We start from the raw sequence: 16,635 nt of genomic DNA on the forward strand, positions 1-16,635 counted from the left end.
CGTATAATTTTCAATTTTTAATTTTCAATTCTTTAATTCTCATAAGTGCTTCCTGTAATGCTTCGTTCTTGCAGCAAAGTGAGATACGGACGTAACGTTCGCCACAGCTTCCGAAGATAAATCCGGGGGTAATGAAAACGTTGGCTTCATACAATACCTTGTTTGCCAGGGCTTCGCTGCCTTCTGCTTCTGCCGGGATCTTTCCCCAGAGGAACATGCCGACCTGATTTTCGTCGTAGGTACAACCGATGGCGTGCATGATTTGTCCGGCCAGGTCGCGGCGGCTACGATAGGTACGGTTCATATTGTCATACCATTCTTTCGGCGCTTTCAATGCTTCCACAGCTGCATGCTGCATCGGTTTGAACTGACCGGAGTCGATGTTGCTCTTCACTTTCAATATCCATTGAACGAACTGGGCGTTCGAGGCCAGCATCGCCATACGCCATCCCGGCATATTGTGAGCCTTGCTCATCGAATTCATTTCGATACAGATATCTTTAGCTCCCGGAACACTCAGGATACTTAACGGCTGGTCGTTCAGGATGAAACTGTAAGGATTGTCGTTACAGATAATGATACCGTGTTTACGTCCGAAAGTAACCAGCTTTTCAAAAAGTTCCCTGCTGGCGTTTGCTCCGGTAGGCATGTTCGGATAGTTGACCCACATCAGCTTTACGTTGGAAAGGTCCATCTTTTCCAATGCCTCGAAATCCGGCTGCCATCCTAATTCTTCTTTCAGTTCATAAGGAATTAGATTTGCCTGTACCAGCTTGCTGACAGAACTATAAGTCGGATAACCAGGATTGGGAACCAATACGCCATCGCCCGGATTCAGGAATGCCAGTGAGATATGCAGGATACCTTCTTTGGAACCGATCAACGGTTGTATCTCTGTTTTCGGGTCCAGTTCAACTCCATACCATGTCTGATACCAGTCGGCGAAACCTTTACGCAGTTCGGGGATACCCACATACGGTTGGTAACCATGCTCATTCGCATTATGTGCATGTTCGCACAATGTCTCGATGGTCTGTTCCGAAGGAGGCAGATCAGGGCTACCTACGCCCAGGCTGATCACATTCTTGCCTGCGGCATTCATTTCGGCTACTTCTTTCAGTTTCTTTGAGAAGTAGTATTCCTGTACGCTGCCTACACGGTCAGCGGGTGTGATGTTACACACTTTGTTTTCCTTCTGCATATTCGCCTAAAATTTTTAAGTCCTTTGTTAATGGAGTGATGGCATCCAATGCCTGTCTGTATCTTGTATAATCAGTAAATGTCAGGTCGATATAGAACAAATACTCCCATTCGCGGCCGATGATCGGTAACGATTGTATTTTAGAAAGATTCATGTCGTAAAAAGAAAGAATGGAGAGGACTTTGGAAAGACTGCCGGAGGTGTGGGGAAGAGCGAAAACTAACGAAGATTTGTTGATGTCTGATTTTTCAAGAAGATCTTCAGCCGTCCAGCGGTCTGCTATGGCAAGGAAGCGGGTGAAGTTTCGTTTGTTGGTCTCTATCCCTTCGGCCAGTATTTCCATCTTGTAGATTTGGGCGGCCAGTTTCCCGCAAATAGCAGCGTGTCCTTCCAGGTTATTCTCGGCAATCCATCGGGCACTCATCGCCGTATCTTCTTTCTCAACCACCTTGGCATTCGGCAAGGTATCGAGGAAGTCGGTACACTGCATAAGCGCAATAGGGTGGGAGTTGACTTCCGTGACATCGTGTATCGATGTTCCCGGCAGTGCAACAAGCGAGTGCGAGATGCGCAGTTTGTATTCACCGATCACTCTCAGTCCGCTTTCGCGAATCAGTTCATGATTTTGCAGCAAGCTCCCTGCAATAGTATTCTCGATGGCCATCAGTCCCAACAAAGACGGGTCTTTCTTGATGGCTGAAATAACATCTCTGAATGTATTGCATCCAACAATTTCAATATCTTCACCTTCATAGAAGCTACGGGCTGCGATGTCGTGATACGAACCGGCTATTCCCTGAATTGCTACTTTCTTTTTCATCTTTCTAATTTATTGTCACAAAAAAAGTCCCACCGAAACCGGCAGGACTTTATATTGTTTATTGATACATATTTTCTATCATCAACGCTTTACATACAAATTCCTGCCTTCACTCTGCTAAAGTAAAAGTAATAAAAGAAATATGTAAAGCTAAATCGATTCATTTGTCTCGTTTGTTTTTAAATACGCAGCAAAAGTAACGCTTTTTTGGAAACTACAAGCAAAAAGTAATAATTTTTTTTGTTAAGCGATAAAAATAATGTTCAGACGACTTTTAATCCGGCTTGCAGCGTCAACATCTCTTTGGGTACAGACTTCTTGATGCTCTCGATCAACATACCGGCAATGGTATGACGGATAAAGTCTTTCCGTGTGATCCAGACGATTTCGCGTGCCGGTTTAGGAATGGCAAAGGGGCGTACCAGTTTTTTCTGATCTTCGCTGAGTTGCAGGGTTGCCAGTTCCGGAATGAAAGTGACGCCATTGCCGCTTTCTACCATGCGCATAAATGTTTCCAGGCTTCCCAGACGGTAAGCGGCCTGGCGCAGTTTTACCTTTTCCATCTGGCAGAAACGCATTAACTGGTCGCGGAAACAGTGACCTTCATCCAGCAACCAGAGATGTTCGTCGCTGATATCTGCCGTACGGATCATATCTTTTTTGAATACCGGATCATTTTTAGCCACATATCCGAAGAACTGCTCATAATATAATGTATCGCCTTGTATCTGGTTTTCTGTGGGTTGGTTGGCGATGATGGCTGCATCTATCTCGCCATTCAGGATTGCGGCCATAGTGGGAGCCGTTTTCATTTCAAGGATGCGAATATCCAGCTCCGGATGTTTTTCAGACAACTGCTGGAAAAAACGGGGTAGCAGGTAAGGAGCGATCGTCGGAAGTACTGCCAGCCGGAACGTCCCTTTCAACGATTGTTCTTCTTCATTGACAATGTCTTTAATAAGGGAAGCCTGATAAAGAACGGTACGAGCCTGGTCGATCACCTTACGTCCGGCGGGGGTAGGGCAGACCGGCTGCATATTCCGGTCGAATAATTTAATGCCAAGTTCGTCTTCCAGTTTTTGTATCATCATACTGAGCGTAGGTTGTGTTACTCTGCAATGTTCTGCTGCTTTTGCGAAGTGGCGGTATGTATCTACTGCCAGGATGTACTCGAGTTGTTGTATATTCATAATGCTTTCAGTTTTTATCTATGGGCTTTCGTGAACATTGTTCGGTTTGTTATAGATAAATGCAAAGGTAGAAAATATATGGTAGCTTTTCTAATCTTCTTTTGTATAATAATGAGATAAACGAAAAGGCCGGAAATCATCTTCCGGCCTTCATCGCTTTTAATAGATTAAAGATCAATCGGTGATCTTTTAATTCAATTTAAACCTAACCCCTAATTTTACCCCGAAAGACATAACCTTCACTTTATCTGTTACGTTTGAATTCATCATGCCATTATAAGGAATACCCTTTCCTACCGTCATGTTCCCGTCCGGATGATAAGATACAGGAGTGGCTAATAGCCCCTGGTCTTTCTTTTTCTTCATGTTGGTGAAACCGTAGTCGATGTAGCCGCCCAGCAACAAGTCGGTGTCTTCGCCCAGGGTGAACAGGAAACCGAGTTCGGCAGTTCCGGCTACGCCCAGTTTCAGTTTGTTCTTTCCGCTCCAGTCCAGCTCGCGGCCGGGATCGTTGATCGTGCCGAAGCCGTGGTGAGGAACAGGCGCCTCCGACGGAGAACCCACGTCGGAAGGGATATGGGGGTAGTAACCCGAAACATTCAGTTCGCTGGCTGTATTGCCTTCGACCTTGTATTTGGCTTTGACAGGAATCTGCAACTTCACTCCCAGACCGGCGTACATGCCCCATTTTTCCTCTTCGCCGAAGTGGGTCTGGTACATTGCCAACAGCGGGATATCCAGCAGGAAGGCGGTCTGCTTCTCTTCCAGGTTCTTCAATCGGGCACGCAGTTCGAACTCACGCGGGTGGCCGGAGAAGTCATCGTCGTCGGTCATATTGCCCAGTTTCATGTATTTATCGTCGGACATATCACCTGTCAATTTGCCTGTCGTTGCATAACGGGAGATACCTACCCCCGTCGAGAAGCCCCAATGACGGTTGAAAAAGTAGCTGTAACGGAGATCTATTTCATACCCCTGTTTTGCGTTGCGCTTGCCTTTCTCTTCAAAACCTTCGATCTGGTAGTTCAGCTTGTAACGGAAGGAAGAGGAGCCGACGCCGCCCGATACCGTCAGGTAAGAGGTCTTCGTTGTATCTTTCTTTTCCTCCCGGTAGTCCTCGCGGTATTCCTGACGCTGGCGCTGTTGCTGCTGGCCGTTGTTATACTGGCTACGTTCTCTGCCACCCGTTTCCTGCTGGGCCGAAACGGTGGTGGCAAGGCAGCCTGCTGCGAATAAAAAGATTGTTTTCTTTATGTTTGAAATTATTGTTGACATATCTGTTAGCTTATTTTACGATGATTTTATGGGTTGTTGTTCTTCCTGAATCGGTGGTCACCTTCACGATGTAGCTGCCTGAAGCCATATTCGCGGGGATGGTGGTTTCGACTGTCGTGGTCGACTGCTTTTCGACCAGCTGACCGTTCAGGTTATAGATCTCGATGACTGCCGCCTCCGAGGCTTCGCCAGGCATGCCCAGCTTGACGGTTATCGGACTGTTCTTTTGAACCATCGTCGGGTAAACGGTGGTTACGGGGAACTGTGTCAGCGTATCGAACGTGATCGGGCAACTCACCACATAGCTGTCGTCTGCACGGTAGGCCTGGATGAAGTAACTGCCCAACAGGCCCTCGGGCACGGAGTAGTAGATCGAAGTGCCGTTCTTCTCGATTTTCTGCCCGTCATGATACCACTGGAAACGGACAAACTCGTTGTCCGGATTGGTGATGTACAGGAATTCGTTCCATTTCACCAGGACTCTCAGGCCGTTCTTGCGCACCGTCACCGTCACACTGCTCTCCATTCCACAGTCGCCGTATACATCTACGTAATAAGAGCCTTCCTTGTCGGACGTCAGGGCAGCCTGGTAGGTGGCCGAGGTCGCTCCTTCGATCGCCTCTTTGTTGAAGAACCACTGATAGGTCAGGTTCAGGCCACGGGCTTCTACGCTCAGGGTGAAGGCGTCGCCGTCACAAACGTATACGGACTGCGGTTGTTTGATGATCATCGTGGTTTCCAGCATCTCGATTTCGAACGGATGCAGTTCCACCAGGCCCGGGTCGCTTTTCTTGCGCACATACACGTTTCCGGAGTAAACGCCCTTGCCGATTATCCGGTAGACGGGCACTGTGAGATAGTCGGGAGTCACATCTTTATAGTCGGAATCCGTAAAGCCGGCTTTAAGCGCTTCGTCGGAGAAGCGGACGGAATATTCCAGGATATTGTCCGGATCGAGCAGGCGGAATGGTATTCTGAATTCGCTTTCCGAACCGCAGTGGGAGGCGATGTCGCCCAGTTCGACCATACCGCCGTCGCGGATGATGATGGTGTGGATGTAAGGCGGCTCGGTATAATAGGCTGTCAGAGCTACGCTTTCACCGTTGTAGAGTGTCAGCTTGGTCACCGTATACACGTAGGTACCGACCAGCGTGTGGGCTTCGCCCCGGTTGAAGGTATAACGCTCGGTTCTCGGAACGGCTTCCTCCAACGGATAGTGGTAACCGGCGGGGGTGGCGGTGTATTCGATCTCCCAGCGGTCATAAGTGATGTTGTTGAAACCGACCGGACGGATCTGGACGTAGACCGGTGTGCCTTTCACTACGCTTGTCGTAGTCAGATTGTCCACATCGCGGAAGTCCTGAAGCTGGTTCGACGCCGTGGAGACCGACCATTGCAGGGCGCCGTGCGGGCCGGGACCGGGACCTTCACCATCCTTAATAATAATTGTATGTTTGTATGGTGAATCATTATAATCGTATGTCTCGACGATTTTGTTTCCATACAGGTCATACAATGTCAGTTTGGTGACAGTGTAGACATATGTGCCGATTTCCGTATGTGCTTCGCGGTTATTGAAATTATGACGTTCGGTCTTGACGATCGGGGTCATACCATAATAATGTTCTACCGGAGTCACGGAATATTCAACATCCCAGCGTTCGAAAGTGATGTCTTCATGTCCGATCGGGCGGATTTGTACAAAGACAGGAGTTCCGTAATTCACGGACGTTGTTGTCTGGTCGTCCACGTCACGGAAGTTAGATTGCTCGTGAGTGGTGGTCGATACCGACCATTGCAAAGCCGGTATTTTAGCTATCGGCTTCGCCTGGATGATCACGGTGTGGGTACAGGTGGCATCGCGGTAGTTATAGGTAGCGACCTCTCTGTTCCCTTTGTAAAGAATCAGTTTACTTACATTATAATAATAAGTACCCGGTAATACGTGGGCTTCTCCCTTGTTGAAGTCATAACGGATGGTTTTTGCAATCACATCTTCCATCGGGTAGTGGTAATCAACCGGCGTTGCAGTATATTCAATAGCCCATCGGTCGTAGTCAATCCTGTCCAGATAAACCGGCCTGATCTGTACATAGACAGGCGTACCTTCCATCACAGAGGTGGTAGAGTTGTTTTCTACATCTTTGTATTCATATGTTTCATTAGTTGTCTTGGATACCGACCATTGAAGTTTATCCAGGTCTCCTTCAACAACCAACGGATCCCCTTCTTGGGGCGCCTTGAACTTACAGTTATAGAAACTACCGTAATTGGAGTTTGTCACATTGTTCCCATCATCTTTAACAGCGTCATAGATGGAATAATCTTCAGAGAAGTCGATGTTATGTAATCTGATATATTCCGGGTTGGTGGCAGGTAAGTTGATTTTTGATCCATTGAATTTTATCAGGTTTGTACTCGTGAGTTCATCTGATAAAGAACTGACGGCGATAATATTAGTTTGTCTTTTACTGAAATAATCTGTAATAGTAAACCCGCCGACTTGATTATCCTTACTTATTAATTTAATAAGCTTAGGTTCCGGCAGTGTACAACTGTCTTTTGCCGCACTAGAAAATAATGTATTGATATTTTTGAACGGATCGCTTGCAGAATTAAATATGAGATATGCCCCGGTCGAAGCATCCATAAATACTGCATCGGTAGTAGATGCTGTTGGAGGGGTAGCTAATTCTCTTGATACCAGAACATCATAGTATGAATTGACATTTGTATTAGGTTTACCTCTTAATTCTAAATATTTGTACTCATTAGGAAAAGAAATACCGGTACTGGAATATTTCCAGATACGTATTTTTTTCCCCGCAGGTAAATCCAATTTTCCTGCAAAAACAATATTTCTGCTTCCCGGATTTTTGTTTGCATGGGTACTTAAACCTGTTATTGAAATATAATAGGGATATGCACCTATGTTTTTTATTGTAATGTCTTTGAAATAGTGGCCGTCACCCGTATTTATATTTATAGGCGCATATGATCCGTGTAATTTCCCGCTTTCGAAAGTAAGATTGATGTAATATCTTTTATGATTAGGATCTCTGGTGTCACTGGCAATACTGGTAAATCCTTCGACGATATTAATAACTGAATAGGAATTTGTTATATTACCAATGTTTTTAAAAGTAAGATCTCTTAGAAGAATATTATCAGCAGCATTGATCGTTATAAAATATTGGTTATTCGCTTGATTACTTTTGGAGCCGTAGGGATTTCCATAAAATTGCATACTACCTCCGTCAAATACAATATTCTCGATAACGACATTATCTAATATTTTGTATTTTACATGACCTTTATTGCTTTTATATGTGTCCCAGTATCCATAATTCGGTCCTATAATTGCAGGAGCTGTTTCCCTGTCTCCAAGTCCGATAATTTTTAATCCGTTTTTATAAAAATGTGATTCTCCGCCATTTTCAAGAGGTGCATACATCCCCGAATCAAAAAACAATGTATTATTGGCTAATAAAATATTTGAAGGTATCCTCGCGGCCGATGTTATAGTACATCCTACATCCGAATGATCGTAACTGGTAGCGGTCAGAAGTTTTGTTGTACAAGCATATTCTTTGCCTTTATATGTAACAGTATGGGTTTCACCATCTTTGTAGGTCCCTGTATTTTGAGTGACAAAGTAGTTAGTACCCCCATGATTTGTTGCATCATAATCAACAACTGGATCAGTAAACGTCTGTCCGACCGTCACCGGGAATGCGGTATTATCCAGTTTTGCACCGGCAGGCAGTGCCGGGTTTTTATCCGTTATCATCGTTCCGTCGAATGTAACGCCGGCGGAGGCCTCGGTTGCATCCGTGAATTCTGTTGCTTTGATAGCTACTTTAATTGTCTTGCCATGATTCACTTTTGCAAATGTGTAGTTTAAAGTCGCTGTCGTCGCGTTGGTTATTGCCTGGTTTCCGATATACCACTGGTAGGTATGGCCCGTAGAACCATTTGCTTTGAAGGCGACAGTCAACGTTACTTGATCCCCTTCTTTAAGGAGTTCGGTCGGCATCCCGGTGAGACTGGTAACAGTCGGTTTTCCAATGACTTTGATCGGGACCAGGTTACTGGAACCTGATGCATCTTTGCATTGTAATAACTTTCCGTTGTCCTTATAAGACAAGGATACATTAGTAAATGTAATACTTTTTCCATCCAATGTCCATCCTGTGGGAGTTCCTCCGCTTACAGAGAAATAGTCACCAAGATTGATGTTGCTTCCCTCCGGTATTGAAGGTGAGGCGGTGGGTGAAATCGTTAGTTGTGCAAAAAGTACTCCTGCTAAATTCAGTAATAGCAATAAAATAAAGTTTTTCCGTATCATGTTTTAATTATTAGTGGCAAATATTCTATGTGTCAAATGTAAATTAAACTTTTTTTACTTACAATTGTTAATGAGTTGGATTAACGCTGATTATGAATTTTTATTGTTAAACAATTGATTTATGGCGTATATGTAAATGAAAATGACCGAAATGTAAAATGAAGAATGTTTAATTAAATCTTCAAAAAGAGTATTTGTTTGTTCCAATATGTATAAATGTGCTTTTTGAGTATATCATTTATATGAATGTTTTTGATCTGATATCAGTAATCTACTTGCTGAAACTGTGTTGATAGATTTTGTCTATGGTGATATAATAATTATCTGTTTGACAGGTGTTTATATCTGCTGTATCTTTGCAGTACAAGAAAAATAAAAACGTATAACAATTAAAAAACAGAAGAATATGAAAACATTAGATTATTTGCATTTAGACGCATCAGCAGCAAACAAAGTAGTAGAAGCATTACAACAGTTATTGGCTGACTACCAGGTATTTTATACAAACCTTCGCGGATTCCACTGGAATATTAAAGGACACGGCTTCTTTGTTCTTCACAGCAAATTCGAAGAAATGTATGACAATGCAGCCGAGAAGGTAGACGAACTGGCAGAACGTATCCTGATGTTGGGAGGTGTTCCTGTAAACAAGTTCAGCGAATACTTGAAAGTAGCCAGAGTAAAAGAAGTATCAGGCGTATCCTGTGGTGACGAAGCCCTGGAAAATATCCTGAATACTTACGGTCAGTTTATCGCTGAAGAACGTAAACTGCTTTCTCTTGCCTCAGAAGCCGGAGACGAAGCTACAGTAGCGCTGATGAGCGACTATCTGAAAGAACAGGAAAAATTAGTTTGGATGTTAGTAGCTTATTCAACTTGCGACTGCAAGAAGTAATGAGAAATAAGTATAAGTATTAATAATTCATTCGTTGCGTTAGGAGAGAGGATGCCGTGAGGTATCCTCTTTTTGTTTTTGAAAAAAAAACAAGAATTTTATGTAGCCTCTGATACGTAAATTATAAAGCCCGTTTCCCCCTGTAAAATACCTGAAAACCGACTTGAATTCACCTGCCTCCAAATAGCTTTCCTTACGATTTGAAACCTGTATTTGTTGTTGGTTATTTGGTTGTGTAATAATGAAATACAATGAAAAATAAGCTTTTTGGAGTTTGTCTTTGATTTTGTAAAATGACTAGATAAAACGATCGTTTTTTCTAGTCACGGCAAAAGTATACATAATTTTTTGAATAGACAAAATAAAAAAATCATTATCCCTTGTTTGACAAGGTTAGATGAATATTTCAATCTTTAAATTTAACAATTTAGTATTCCTAAAAAATGACGAGAAAAAACGATCCTTTTTTCTCGTCATTTTCGTCGTTACAATCTGTAACTGACGAACTTTTTTGTACCCGAAAAACAATAGTAAATGACTAGTATTATATTGATTATCATAGGAGTGATAATTTCAATCCTATTTTCTTCTTTTATTATACCTCGTATATTGGTAGTAGCTTTCCGAAAGCGTTTATTTGATGTTCCGGATGAACGAAAGGTGCATCAAGGCATCGTACCCCGTTTAGGTGGTCTTTCATTTGCTCCCTCTATCCTTTTTACATTATCGTTTACGACAGGACTTCGTTACCTGATAGGTGATGGAATTCCTGAAGAGATGCTTTGCTTTATCATTCCGGAGTTTTATTTCTTGGTCTGTGGGTTAACACTGTTGTTCTTAACCGGCATAAAAGACGATTTGGTCGGTCTGCGCTATCGATCGAAGTTTGTTATGCAGATTCTTGCTGCTATCATGGTTCCTTTATCCGGTTTATGGATTAATAATTTATATGGTATTTTCGGAATCCATGAGTTGACACCCTGGCTGGGAGTACCATTAACTGTTTTTCTGATTGTATTTATATGTAATGCGATTAACTTGATTGATGGCATTGATGGACTAGCTTCCGGTTTAAGCTGCGTATCTTTGGCTATTTTAGGATGTTTATATGTTCATAACCATTTATGGATGTATGCTATGCTTGCTTTTGCCTCATTCGGTGTGTTAGTTCCTTTTTTCTATTATAATGTATTCGGTAAAGTCGAGCGATGCCGGAAAATTTTTATGGGAGATACAGGTAGTCTGACATTAGGTTATATCCTGTCTTTCCTGATCATCCGTTATACAGTTTGTGCTCCTGATATTATACCTTATTCAGACGGAGCGATCATTGTTGCATTTTCAACAATAATTATCCCTATGCTTGATGTAATGAGGGTCATGTTTGTTCGTTGGCGTAGCCATAAGGGGATATTTGTTGCAGATAAAAATCACATTCACCATAAACTGTTGAGTATGGGATTAACACAGAGGCAGGCAATGTTATTGATATTGACTATAGCTTGCTTATTCAGTGGTGTGAATATCTGTTTGATATCATATATTGATAATAATATTCTGATATCTTTTGATATTCTTGTATGGGTAGGTCTTAACCTATGGTTTGACAGAATACGGAAAAACATTTAACATAAAATCTGCTTAGTGTAGAATTTTAGGAGTAGCGTTGAGTTTTGAAATATTGTTAGGTAAGAATAATTAAGTTTTTTATAAACAGAAAAATTATGAAAGCATGTTTTATGGGGTTGGGATACATTGGACTTCCCACAGCGATCATTGCAGCTAAGCATGGAGTAAACGTTTTAGGTGTCGATATCAATTCAGGTGTGGTAGAAATGACAAACCAGGGTAAACTTCATATTATTGAACCCGGTATGGAAGAGTATTTACAGGAAGTGGTAAATGCCGGATTGTTAAAAGCTTCTACTACCCCTGAAATCAGTGATGCTTATTTTATGGTTGTTCCCACTCCGTTTAAAGGCAATCACGAACCGGATATCTCTTATGTCGAAGCTGCAACCCGTTCCGTTCTTCCTTATTTGAAGGAAGGAGATTTATATGTAATAGAATCGACCTCTCCAGTGGGAACGACGGAAAAGATGCAAAGTCTGATTTTTTCAGAACGGCCGGAGTTGAAAGACAAAATATATATTGCTTATTGTCCGGAGCGGGTGTTGCCGGGGAATGTCATCTACGAACTGGTTCATAACGATCGTGTGATCGGAGGAATCAATCCGGAGTCGACTGATAAAGCAATCGAATTTTACAGCCAGTTTGTACAGGGAACATTGCATAAGACAAATTGTAAAACGGCAGAAATGTGTAAACTGACTGAGAATTCATCCCGCGATGTGCAGATCGCTTTTGCGAACGAACTTTCACTTATCTGCGATAAAGCCGGTATTAATGTATGGGAACTGATCGAATTAGCCAATAAGCATCCGCGGGTAAATATCTTGCAACCGGGAGCAGGTGTAGGAGGGCATTGCATTGCAGTAGATCCTTATTTTATTACAGCCGATTTTCCGTATGAGTCACAATTGATATCCAAAGCACGTGAGATCAATAATTACAAATCCTTCTGGTGTGCCGAAAAAGTGCATAATGCCATCTTAAGATTTGAATTGGAGCACCACCGCAAGCCGATTGTCGCTATGATGGGACTTGCTTTTAAGCCGAATATCGATGATTTGCGTGAATCTCCGGCTAAGTGTATTACGACAAAAGTGATGCAAGCTTGTAATAATGCGGATATTCTGGTAGTTGAGCCGAATGTGAAAGAGCACAAGGTGTTTAAACTGACCAATTATAAAGAAGCCTATGAGAAGGCGGATATTGTGGTATTTTTGACGGCCCATGATCCATTCAAAGAATTACCTTATATGGAAGATAAAGTTGTATTAGATTTTTGTGGGATTTATAGAAAATAATTACCTGGATATTTTATCCAGCCCAAATAAATTTCGTTAACGAACTTAGGTATAAAATAGACTTTTCAATAGGAGAATGGACCAACTTAAAGCCGGAGCTTTACTTTCTTATGTAGTTTTAGGGTTGAATACTTTGATAGGATTGCTCTATACTCCATTTATGTTGCGTATGCTGGGGCAATCGGAGTTTGGGTTGTATTCATTGGCTGCTTCCGTTATTGCTTATTTAACTGTTTTGGATTTGGGTTTTGGTAATGCAATAGTGCGTTATACCGCCAAGTTTCGAGCAGAAGGTAAACAAGAAGAGCAATACGAAATGTTCGGTATGTTTTTTTTGCTGTACCTGTTTATTAGTGCATTGGCCTTCATTTTAGGATTGTTTTTAGTGGGTAATGTAGATTGTTTGTTTGATACCCATATGACGACGGATGAGATAGGCAAAATACGGTTGATGTTGTTGTTGATGGCATTTAATCTGGCATTTACATTTCCGATGAGTATTTGGGGGGCTATTATCACAGCCTATGAAAATTTTGTATTTCAGAAAATAATAAACATAGCTCGCATTCTCCTGAATCCAATTGTGATGATTGTTTTGCTTTTGTTTGGTTACAAGGCTGTGGCAATGGTAGTTGTGACAACCTCTTTTAATGTTGCCACTTTAGTCATTAATTGGATTTATTGTAAAAGAAAATTACATATTCATTTACGCTTTACCCATTTTAAATGGGACTTCCTGAAAGAGGTTTCCATTTATTCGTTCTGGATATTTTTGAATGCTATAATAGACCGGATTTATTGGAGTACAGGACAATTTGTTTTAGGTATTTTCCGGGGGGCAGCAATGGTTGCCGTTTATGCAGTAGCCATACAATTGAGTAATCTATATATTATGTTTTCTACAGCTATCTCCGGCTTGTTTTTGCCTAAAGTAATGGCGATGGTGACACGAAATGAAGATCGTAAAGTAATTTCTGATTTATTCATCAGGACAGGACGTATTCAGTTTATTGTAATAGCTTTTGTATTAGCTGGTTTTATAATATTTGGTCGTCAGTTTATTCTACTTTGGGCAGGAGAAGGATATGAAAATGCTTATTGGATTTCCCTGTTATTTTTTATCCCCTTAACTGTCCCTTTAATTCAGAATCTTGGAATTACGATTTTACAGGCTCGTAATGAAATGAAGTTTAGATCTACTTTATATGTAATCATAGCTATTGCTAGTTTGGGACTATCCATTCCAATGGCAAAAAGTTATGGAGGTATAGGTTGTGCCTTTGCAACGGCTTTAGCTCTTACGGCAGGACAAATTGTGGTGATGAATATTTATTATCAAAGAAAACAAGATATAGATATTATAAAGTTTTGGAAAGAGATTGGAAAAATGTCAATCATTCCTTTTGTTGTAACATTATTTTCTCTCTTGCTTATATGGAAAATGGATATTGACATATCAAATATTACTCGTTTAGCCGGTGGTATTGTTTTATTTTCTTTATTCTATCTTCCTCTTTCCTGGTTTGGCTCTATGAATGCTTCAGAACGTTCGTTGTTTAGTGGTATGATCCTGAAATTGATAAAGAGATAGTCTATGATTAAAATAGATAGTAAGGAAAAGTGCTGTGGTTGCTGGGCTTGTGTACAACGCTGTCCAAAACATTGTATTACAATGGTAGAGGATGATGAAGGTTTCCTTTATCCCAAAGTGGACTCTTCACTTTGTATTGATTGCAGTTTATGTGAAAAGGTTTGTCCTGTAATTAATCAGGGGGAACCGAGAATACCGGATATGGTTTATGCCGCAAAGAATTTGAATGAAGAGATTCGTATGGCTAGTTCTTCCGGGGGAATTTTTACGTTGTTAGCAGAAGAAATAATAGCTAAGGGGGGTGTTGTTTTTGGTGCCAGATTCAATGAAGAGTGGGATGTTGTCCATGATTATACAGAAACGATAGAAGGTTTATCTGCTTTTCGGGGTTCTAAATATGTACAAAGTAGGGTGGGGAAATGTTATTCACAGGTAGAGGAGTTTTTGAAAAAAGGTCGTAAGGTTCTATTCTCTGGAACTCCTTGTCAGATAGCGGGTTTGAAACGTTTCCTCAGGAAAGAATATGATAATCTCTTGACGGTGGATTTCATTTGTCATGGCGTTCCGAGTCCGGGGGTATGGCGAGAATATCTGAAGGAGGAAATTGCACGTCAGTGCGATGGAAAAAATATAGTTTTGTCTCATCCTGTTTTTAATGGCAGAGAAGCTCGTATTGAGAGCATTTCGTTTAGAAACAAATGCCTAGGTTGGAAAAGATTTAGTTTTGTTCTCACTCTCTCTCTATCCGATGGGTACGGAGATAATAAATTAGTTTTGCTTTCGGAACCTTTAAACAAGAATATTTTCCTGCGAGGCTTTCTGGCGAATTTGTATTTACGTCCGAGTTGTCATATTTGTCCAGCGAAGAGTTTGAAGAGTGGAAGTGATATTACAATTGGGGATTTTTGGGGAATACAAAATGTGATGCCTGAGATAGATGACGATAAAGGCGTGAGCGCGGTGATGGTGAGTACGGAAAAAGGAAAAGAAATCTGGGGAGAAATTACAACTATTAACTATGAGGTTGCTTTTGATGATGTGGTAGCTGCAAATTCTGCCTTGATTCATTCCGTGAACCTTAATCGATATCGGAATATGTTTTACGGAAGCCGGATGAATACAATAGAAATGCGAGTGGCAAGTTTGACAAGTATTTCCTTTTACCAACGTTGCCATAGGTTATTGTCTGCGATTTTGCTAAGGTTGGGACTTCTTGATAGATTGAAGGGTAAATTGAAAAAAAGATCATGAAGATTGGTATTATTACACAACCATTAGGTTTCAATTATGGAGGATTACTGCAAAATTATGCGTTACAAACCGTATTACGCCGTATAGGGCATGAGGTTGTTACCTTGGACCAACCGAATTGCCAGATCGGATTGTTTCAGTTGTTAGCCTCTGCTGCAAAGACTTTTTTACTGAAATTTATTGGAAAAGGAAAGGGACGGCGTTATCCGTTTGTGGCAAAACCGAGTCAAATAAAACACATAGCAAGGTATACCGATTATTTTATAGACAAATATCTGGTACATTCTACGAAGATGATTGATGCTGATAAGACTGCCCGTTATGTGCGAGAAAATCATATAAAGGCATTTGTGGTGGGCAGTGATCAAGTGTGGCGGCCTAAGTATAACGTAGATATATACCATTCATTTCTTGATTTTACCCGAGGGATGGATGTGCGGAGAATAGCATATGCGGCTTCTTTTGGTGTGGATACGTGGGAGTATTCATCCCGTGAAACAGATTGTTGCAGGCAATTAGTCCAAGCTTTTCAAGCAGTGTCGGTACGCGAGGAGTCTGGTGTAACGCTATGTTCAAAATACTTAGGTGTGAAGGCTATCCCTGTACTTGATCCGACCATGCTTCTTGACAAAGAAGATTACGAGCTTTTAGTGGAACAGGAGGATGAATCTTCATGTGATGGAAATATGCTTTGTTACATATTGGATAAGAGTGAAACGAAGAATCGGATAGTAAATGAGGTGGCGGAATATTTACATTTATCACCTTTCACAGTAATGCCGATTCAACCTTTGAATGGAGAGACGATGAAAAATATCAACCAATGTGTGTTCCCTCCGGTGACCAAATGGCTGAGGGGATTTATGGATGCCAGTTTTGTTGTGTGTGATAGTTTTCATGGCGCAGTGTTCAGTATAATTTTTAATAAACCATTCTTGGTGATAGCAAATCAGGGGCGTGGAATGGCTCGTTTTTATTCCTTGTTACGTATGTATGGACTAGAAGATCGATTAGTTACTGATGATATGGATATTTCCTTGCTAGAGAAGCCTATCGATTGGATCGTTGTTAATAGAAAGAGAGAGGAGATGAAAGATATCTCTTTGGCTTTTTTACGGGAAAATTTGAAATAGA

11 protein-coding genes are annotated in these 16,635 nt (G+C 41.5%); 6 read left to right on the top strand and 5 right to left on the bottom strand.

All coding sequences use genetic code 11. The features are described from left to right. Positions 1 to 10: 10 nt before the first annotated feature. The 5 genes from C825_RS11730 to C825_RS11750 all read right to left on the bottom strand — a co-directional run bounded on the left by C825_RS11730 (position 11) and on the right by C825_RS11750 (position 8,834). Positions 11 to 1,201, bottom strand: a complete 1,191-nt coding sequence (locus C825_RS11730) for a pyridoxal phosphate-dependent aminotransferase (protein WP_010802593.1) — start codon at positions 1,199 to 1,201, stop codon at positions 11 to 13. Then, complete coding sequence (locus C825_RS11735) at positions 1,176 to 2,021, bottom strand: prephenate dehydratase (RefSeq protein WP_007658519.1); 846 nt, start codon at positions 2,019 to 2,021, stop codon at positions 1,176 to 1,178. The genes C825_RS11730 and C825_RS11735 overlap by 26 nt, the downstream gene beginning before the upstream one ends. Before the next feature lie 263 nt (positions 2,022 to 2,284). Continuing rightward, positions 2,285 to 3,211: a hydrogen peroxide-inducible genes activator gene (locus C825_RS11740; protein ID WP_007658518.1), complete on the bottom strand. Its 927-nt coding sequence runs from the start codon at positions 3,209 to 3,211 to the stop codon at positions 2,285 to 2,287. A 189-nt stretch (positions 3,212 to 3,400) separates the two neighbouring features. After that, entirely contained in the window at positions 3,401 to 4,486 is a 1,086-nt protein-coding gene (locus C825_RS11745) for an outer membrane beta-barrel protein (protein WP_010802594.1), read from the bottom strand. Between the two features lie 10 nt (positions 4,487 to 4,496). Further along, positions 4,497 to 8,834 (bottom strand): T9SS type A sorting domain-containing protein, encoded by a 4,338-nt coding sequence (locus C825_RS11750; protein WP_010802595.1) that lies wholly within the window; start codon positions 8,832 to 8,834, stop codon positions 4,497 to 4,499. Between the two features lie 406 nt (positions 8,835 to 9,240). Here C825_RS11750 and C825_RS11755 point away from each other — a divergent pair, with 406 nt between their 5' ends. The 6 genes from C825_RS11755 to C825_RS11780 all read left to right on the top strand — a co-directional run bounded on the left by C825_RS11755 (position 9,241) and on the right by C825_RS11780 (position 16,634). Then, entirely contained in the window at positions 9,241 to 9,729 is a 489-nt protein-coding gene (locus tag C825_RS11755) for a Dps family protein (RefSeq protein ID WP_007658513.1), read from the top strand. 534 nt (positions 9,730 to 10,263) lie between these two features. After that, positions 10,264 to 11,358, top strand: a complete 1,095-nt coding sequence (locus C825_RS11760; protein WP_010802596.1) for an MraY family glycosyltransferase — start codon at positions 10,264 to 10,266, stop codon at positions 11,356 to 11,358. A gap of 95 nt (positions 11,359 to 11,453) precedes the next feature. Continuing rightward, positions 11,454 to 12,659, top strand: a complete 1,206-nt coding sequence (wecC, locus tag C825_RS11765) for a UDP-N-acetyl-D-mannosamine dehydrogenase (RefSeq protein ID WP_010802597.1) — start codon at positions 11,454 to 11,456, stop codon at positions 12,657 to 12,659. A 76-nt stretch (positions 12,660 to 12,735) separates the two neighbouring features. After that, entirely contained in the window at positions 12,736 to 14,250 is a 1,515-nt protein-coding gene (locus C825_RS11770; RefSeq protein WP_010802598.1) for an oligosaccharide flippase family protein, read from the top strand. A gap of 3 nt (positions 14,251 to 14,253) precedes the next feature. After that, positions 14,254 to 15,501, top strand: a complete 1,248-nt coding sequence (locus C825_RS11775) for a Coenzyme F420 hydrogenase/dehydrogenase, beta subunit C-terminal domain (RefSeq protein ID WP_010802599.1) — start codon at positions 14,254 to 14,256, stop codon at positions 15,499 to 15,501. Further along, a complete protein-coding gene (locus C825_RS11780) occupies positions 15,498 to 16,634 on the top strand; it encodes a polysaccharide pyruvyl transferase family protein (protein WP_010802600.1) in 1,137 nt (378 codons plus the stop codon). Before C825_RS11775 ends, C825_RS11780 begins: the two co-directional genes overlap by 4 nt. Position 16,635: the final 1 nt, after the last annotated feature.

Origin of the sequence: Parabacteroides sp. ASF519 (genome assembly GCF_000364265.2) — a bacterium.
Taxonomy (GTDB): domain Bacteria; phylum Bacteroidota; class Bacteroidia; order Bacteroidales; family Tannerellaceae; genus Parabacteroides; species Parabacteroides goldsteinii.

Bases quoted from the DNA above. Each gene is read 5' to 3' on its own strand.
- C825_RS11730 (WP_010802593.1), bottom strand. From the start codon at position 1,201: ATGCAGAAGGAAAACAAAGTGTGTAACATCACACCCGCTGACCGTGTA.
- C825_RS11735 (WP_007658519.1), bottom strand. From the start codon at position 2,021: ATGAAAAAGAAAGTAGCAATTCAGGGAATAGCCGGTTCGTATCACGAC.
- C825_RS11740 (WP_007658518.1), bottom strand. From the start codon at position 3,211: ATGAATATACAACAACTCGAGTACATCCTGGCAGTAGATACATACCGC.
- C825_RS11745 (WP_010802594.1), bottom strand. From the start codon at position 4,486: ATGTCAACAATAATTTCAAACATAAAGAAAACAATCTTTTTATTCGCA.
- C825_RS11750 (WP_010802595.1), bottom strand. From the start codon at position 8,834: ATGATACGGAAAAACTTTATTTTATTGCTATTACTGAATTTAGCAGGA.
- C825_RS11755 (WP_007658513.1), top strand. From the start codon at position 9,241: ATGAAAACATTAGATTATTTGCATTTAGACGCATCAGCAGCAAACAAA.
- C825_RS11760 (WP_010802596.1), top strand. From the start codon at position 10,264: ATGACTAGTATTATATTGATTATCATAGGAGTGATAATTTCAATCCTA.
- wecC (WP_010802597.1), top strand. From the start codon at position 11,454: ATGAAAGCATGTTTTATGGGGTTGGGATACATTGGACTTCCCACAGCG.
- C825_RS11770 (WP_010802598.1), top strand. From the start codon at position 12,736: ATGGACCAACTTAAAGCCGGAGCTTTACTTTCTTATGTAGTTTTAGGG.
- C825_RS11775 (WP_010802599.1), top strand. From the start codon at position 14,254: ATGATTAAAATAGATAGTAAGGAAAAGTGCTGTGGTTGCTGGGCTTGT.
- C825_RS11780 (WP_010802600.1), top strand. From the start codon at position 15,498: ATGAAGATTGGTATTATTACACAACCATTAGGTTTCAATTATGGAGGA.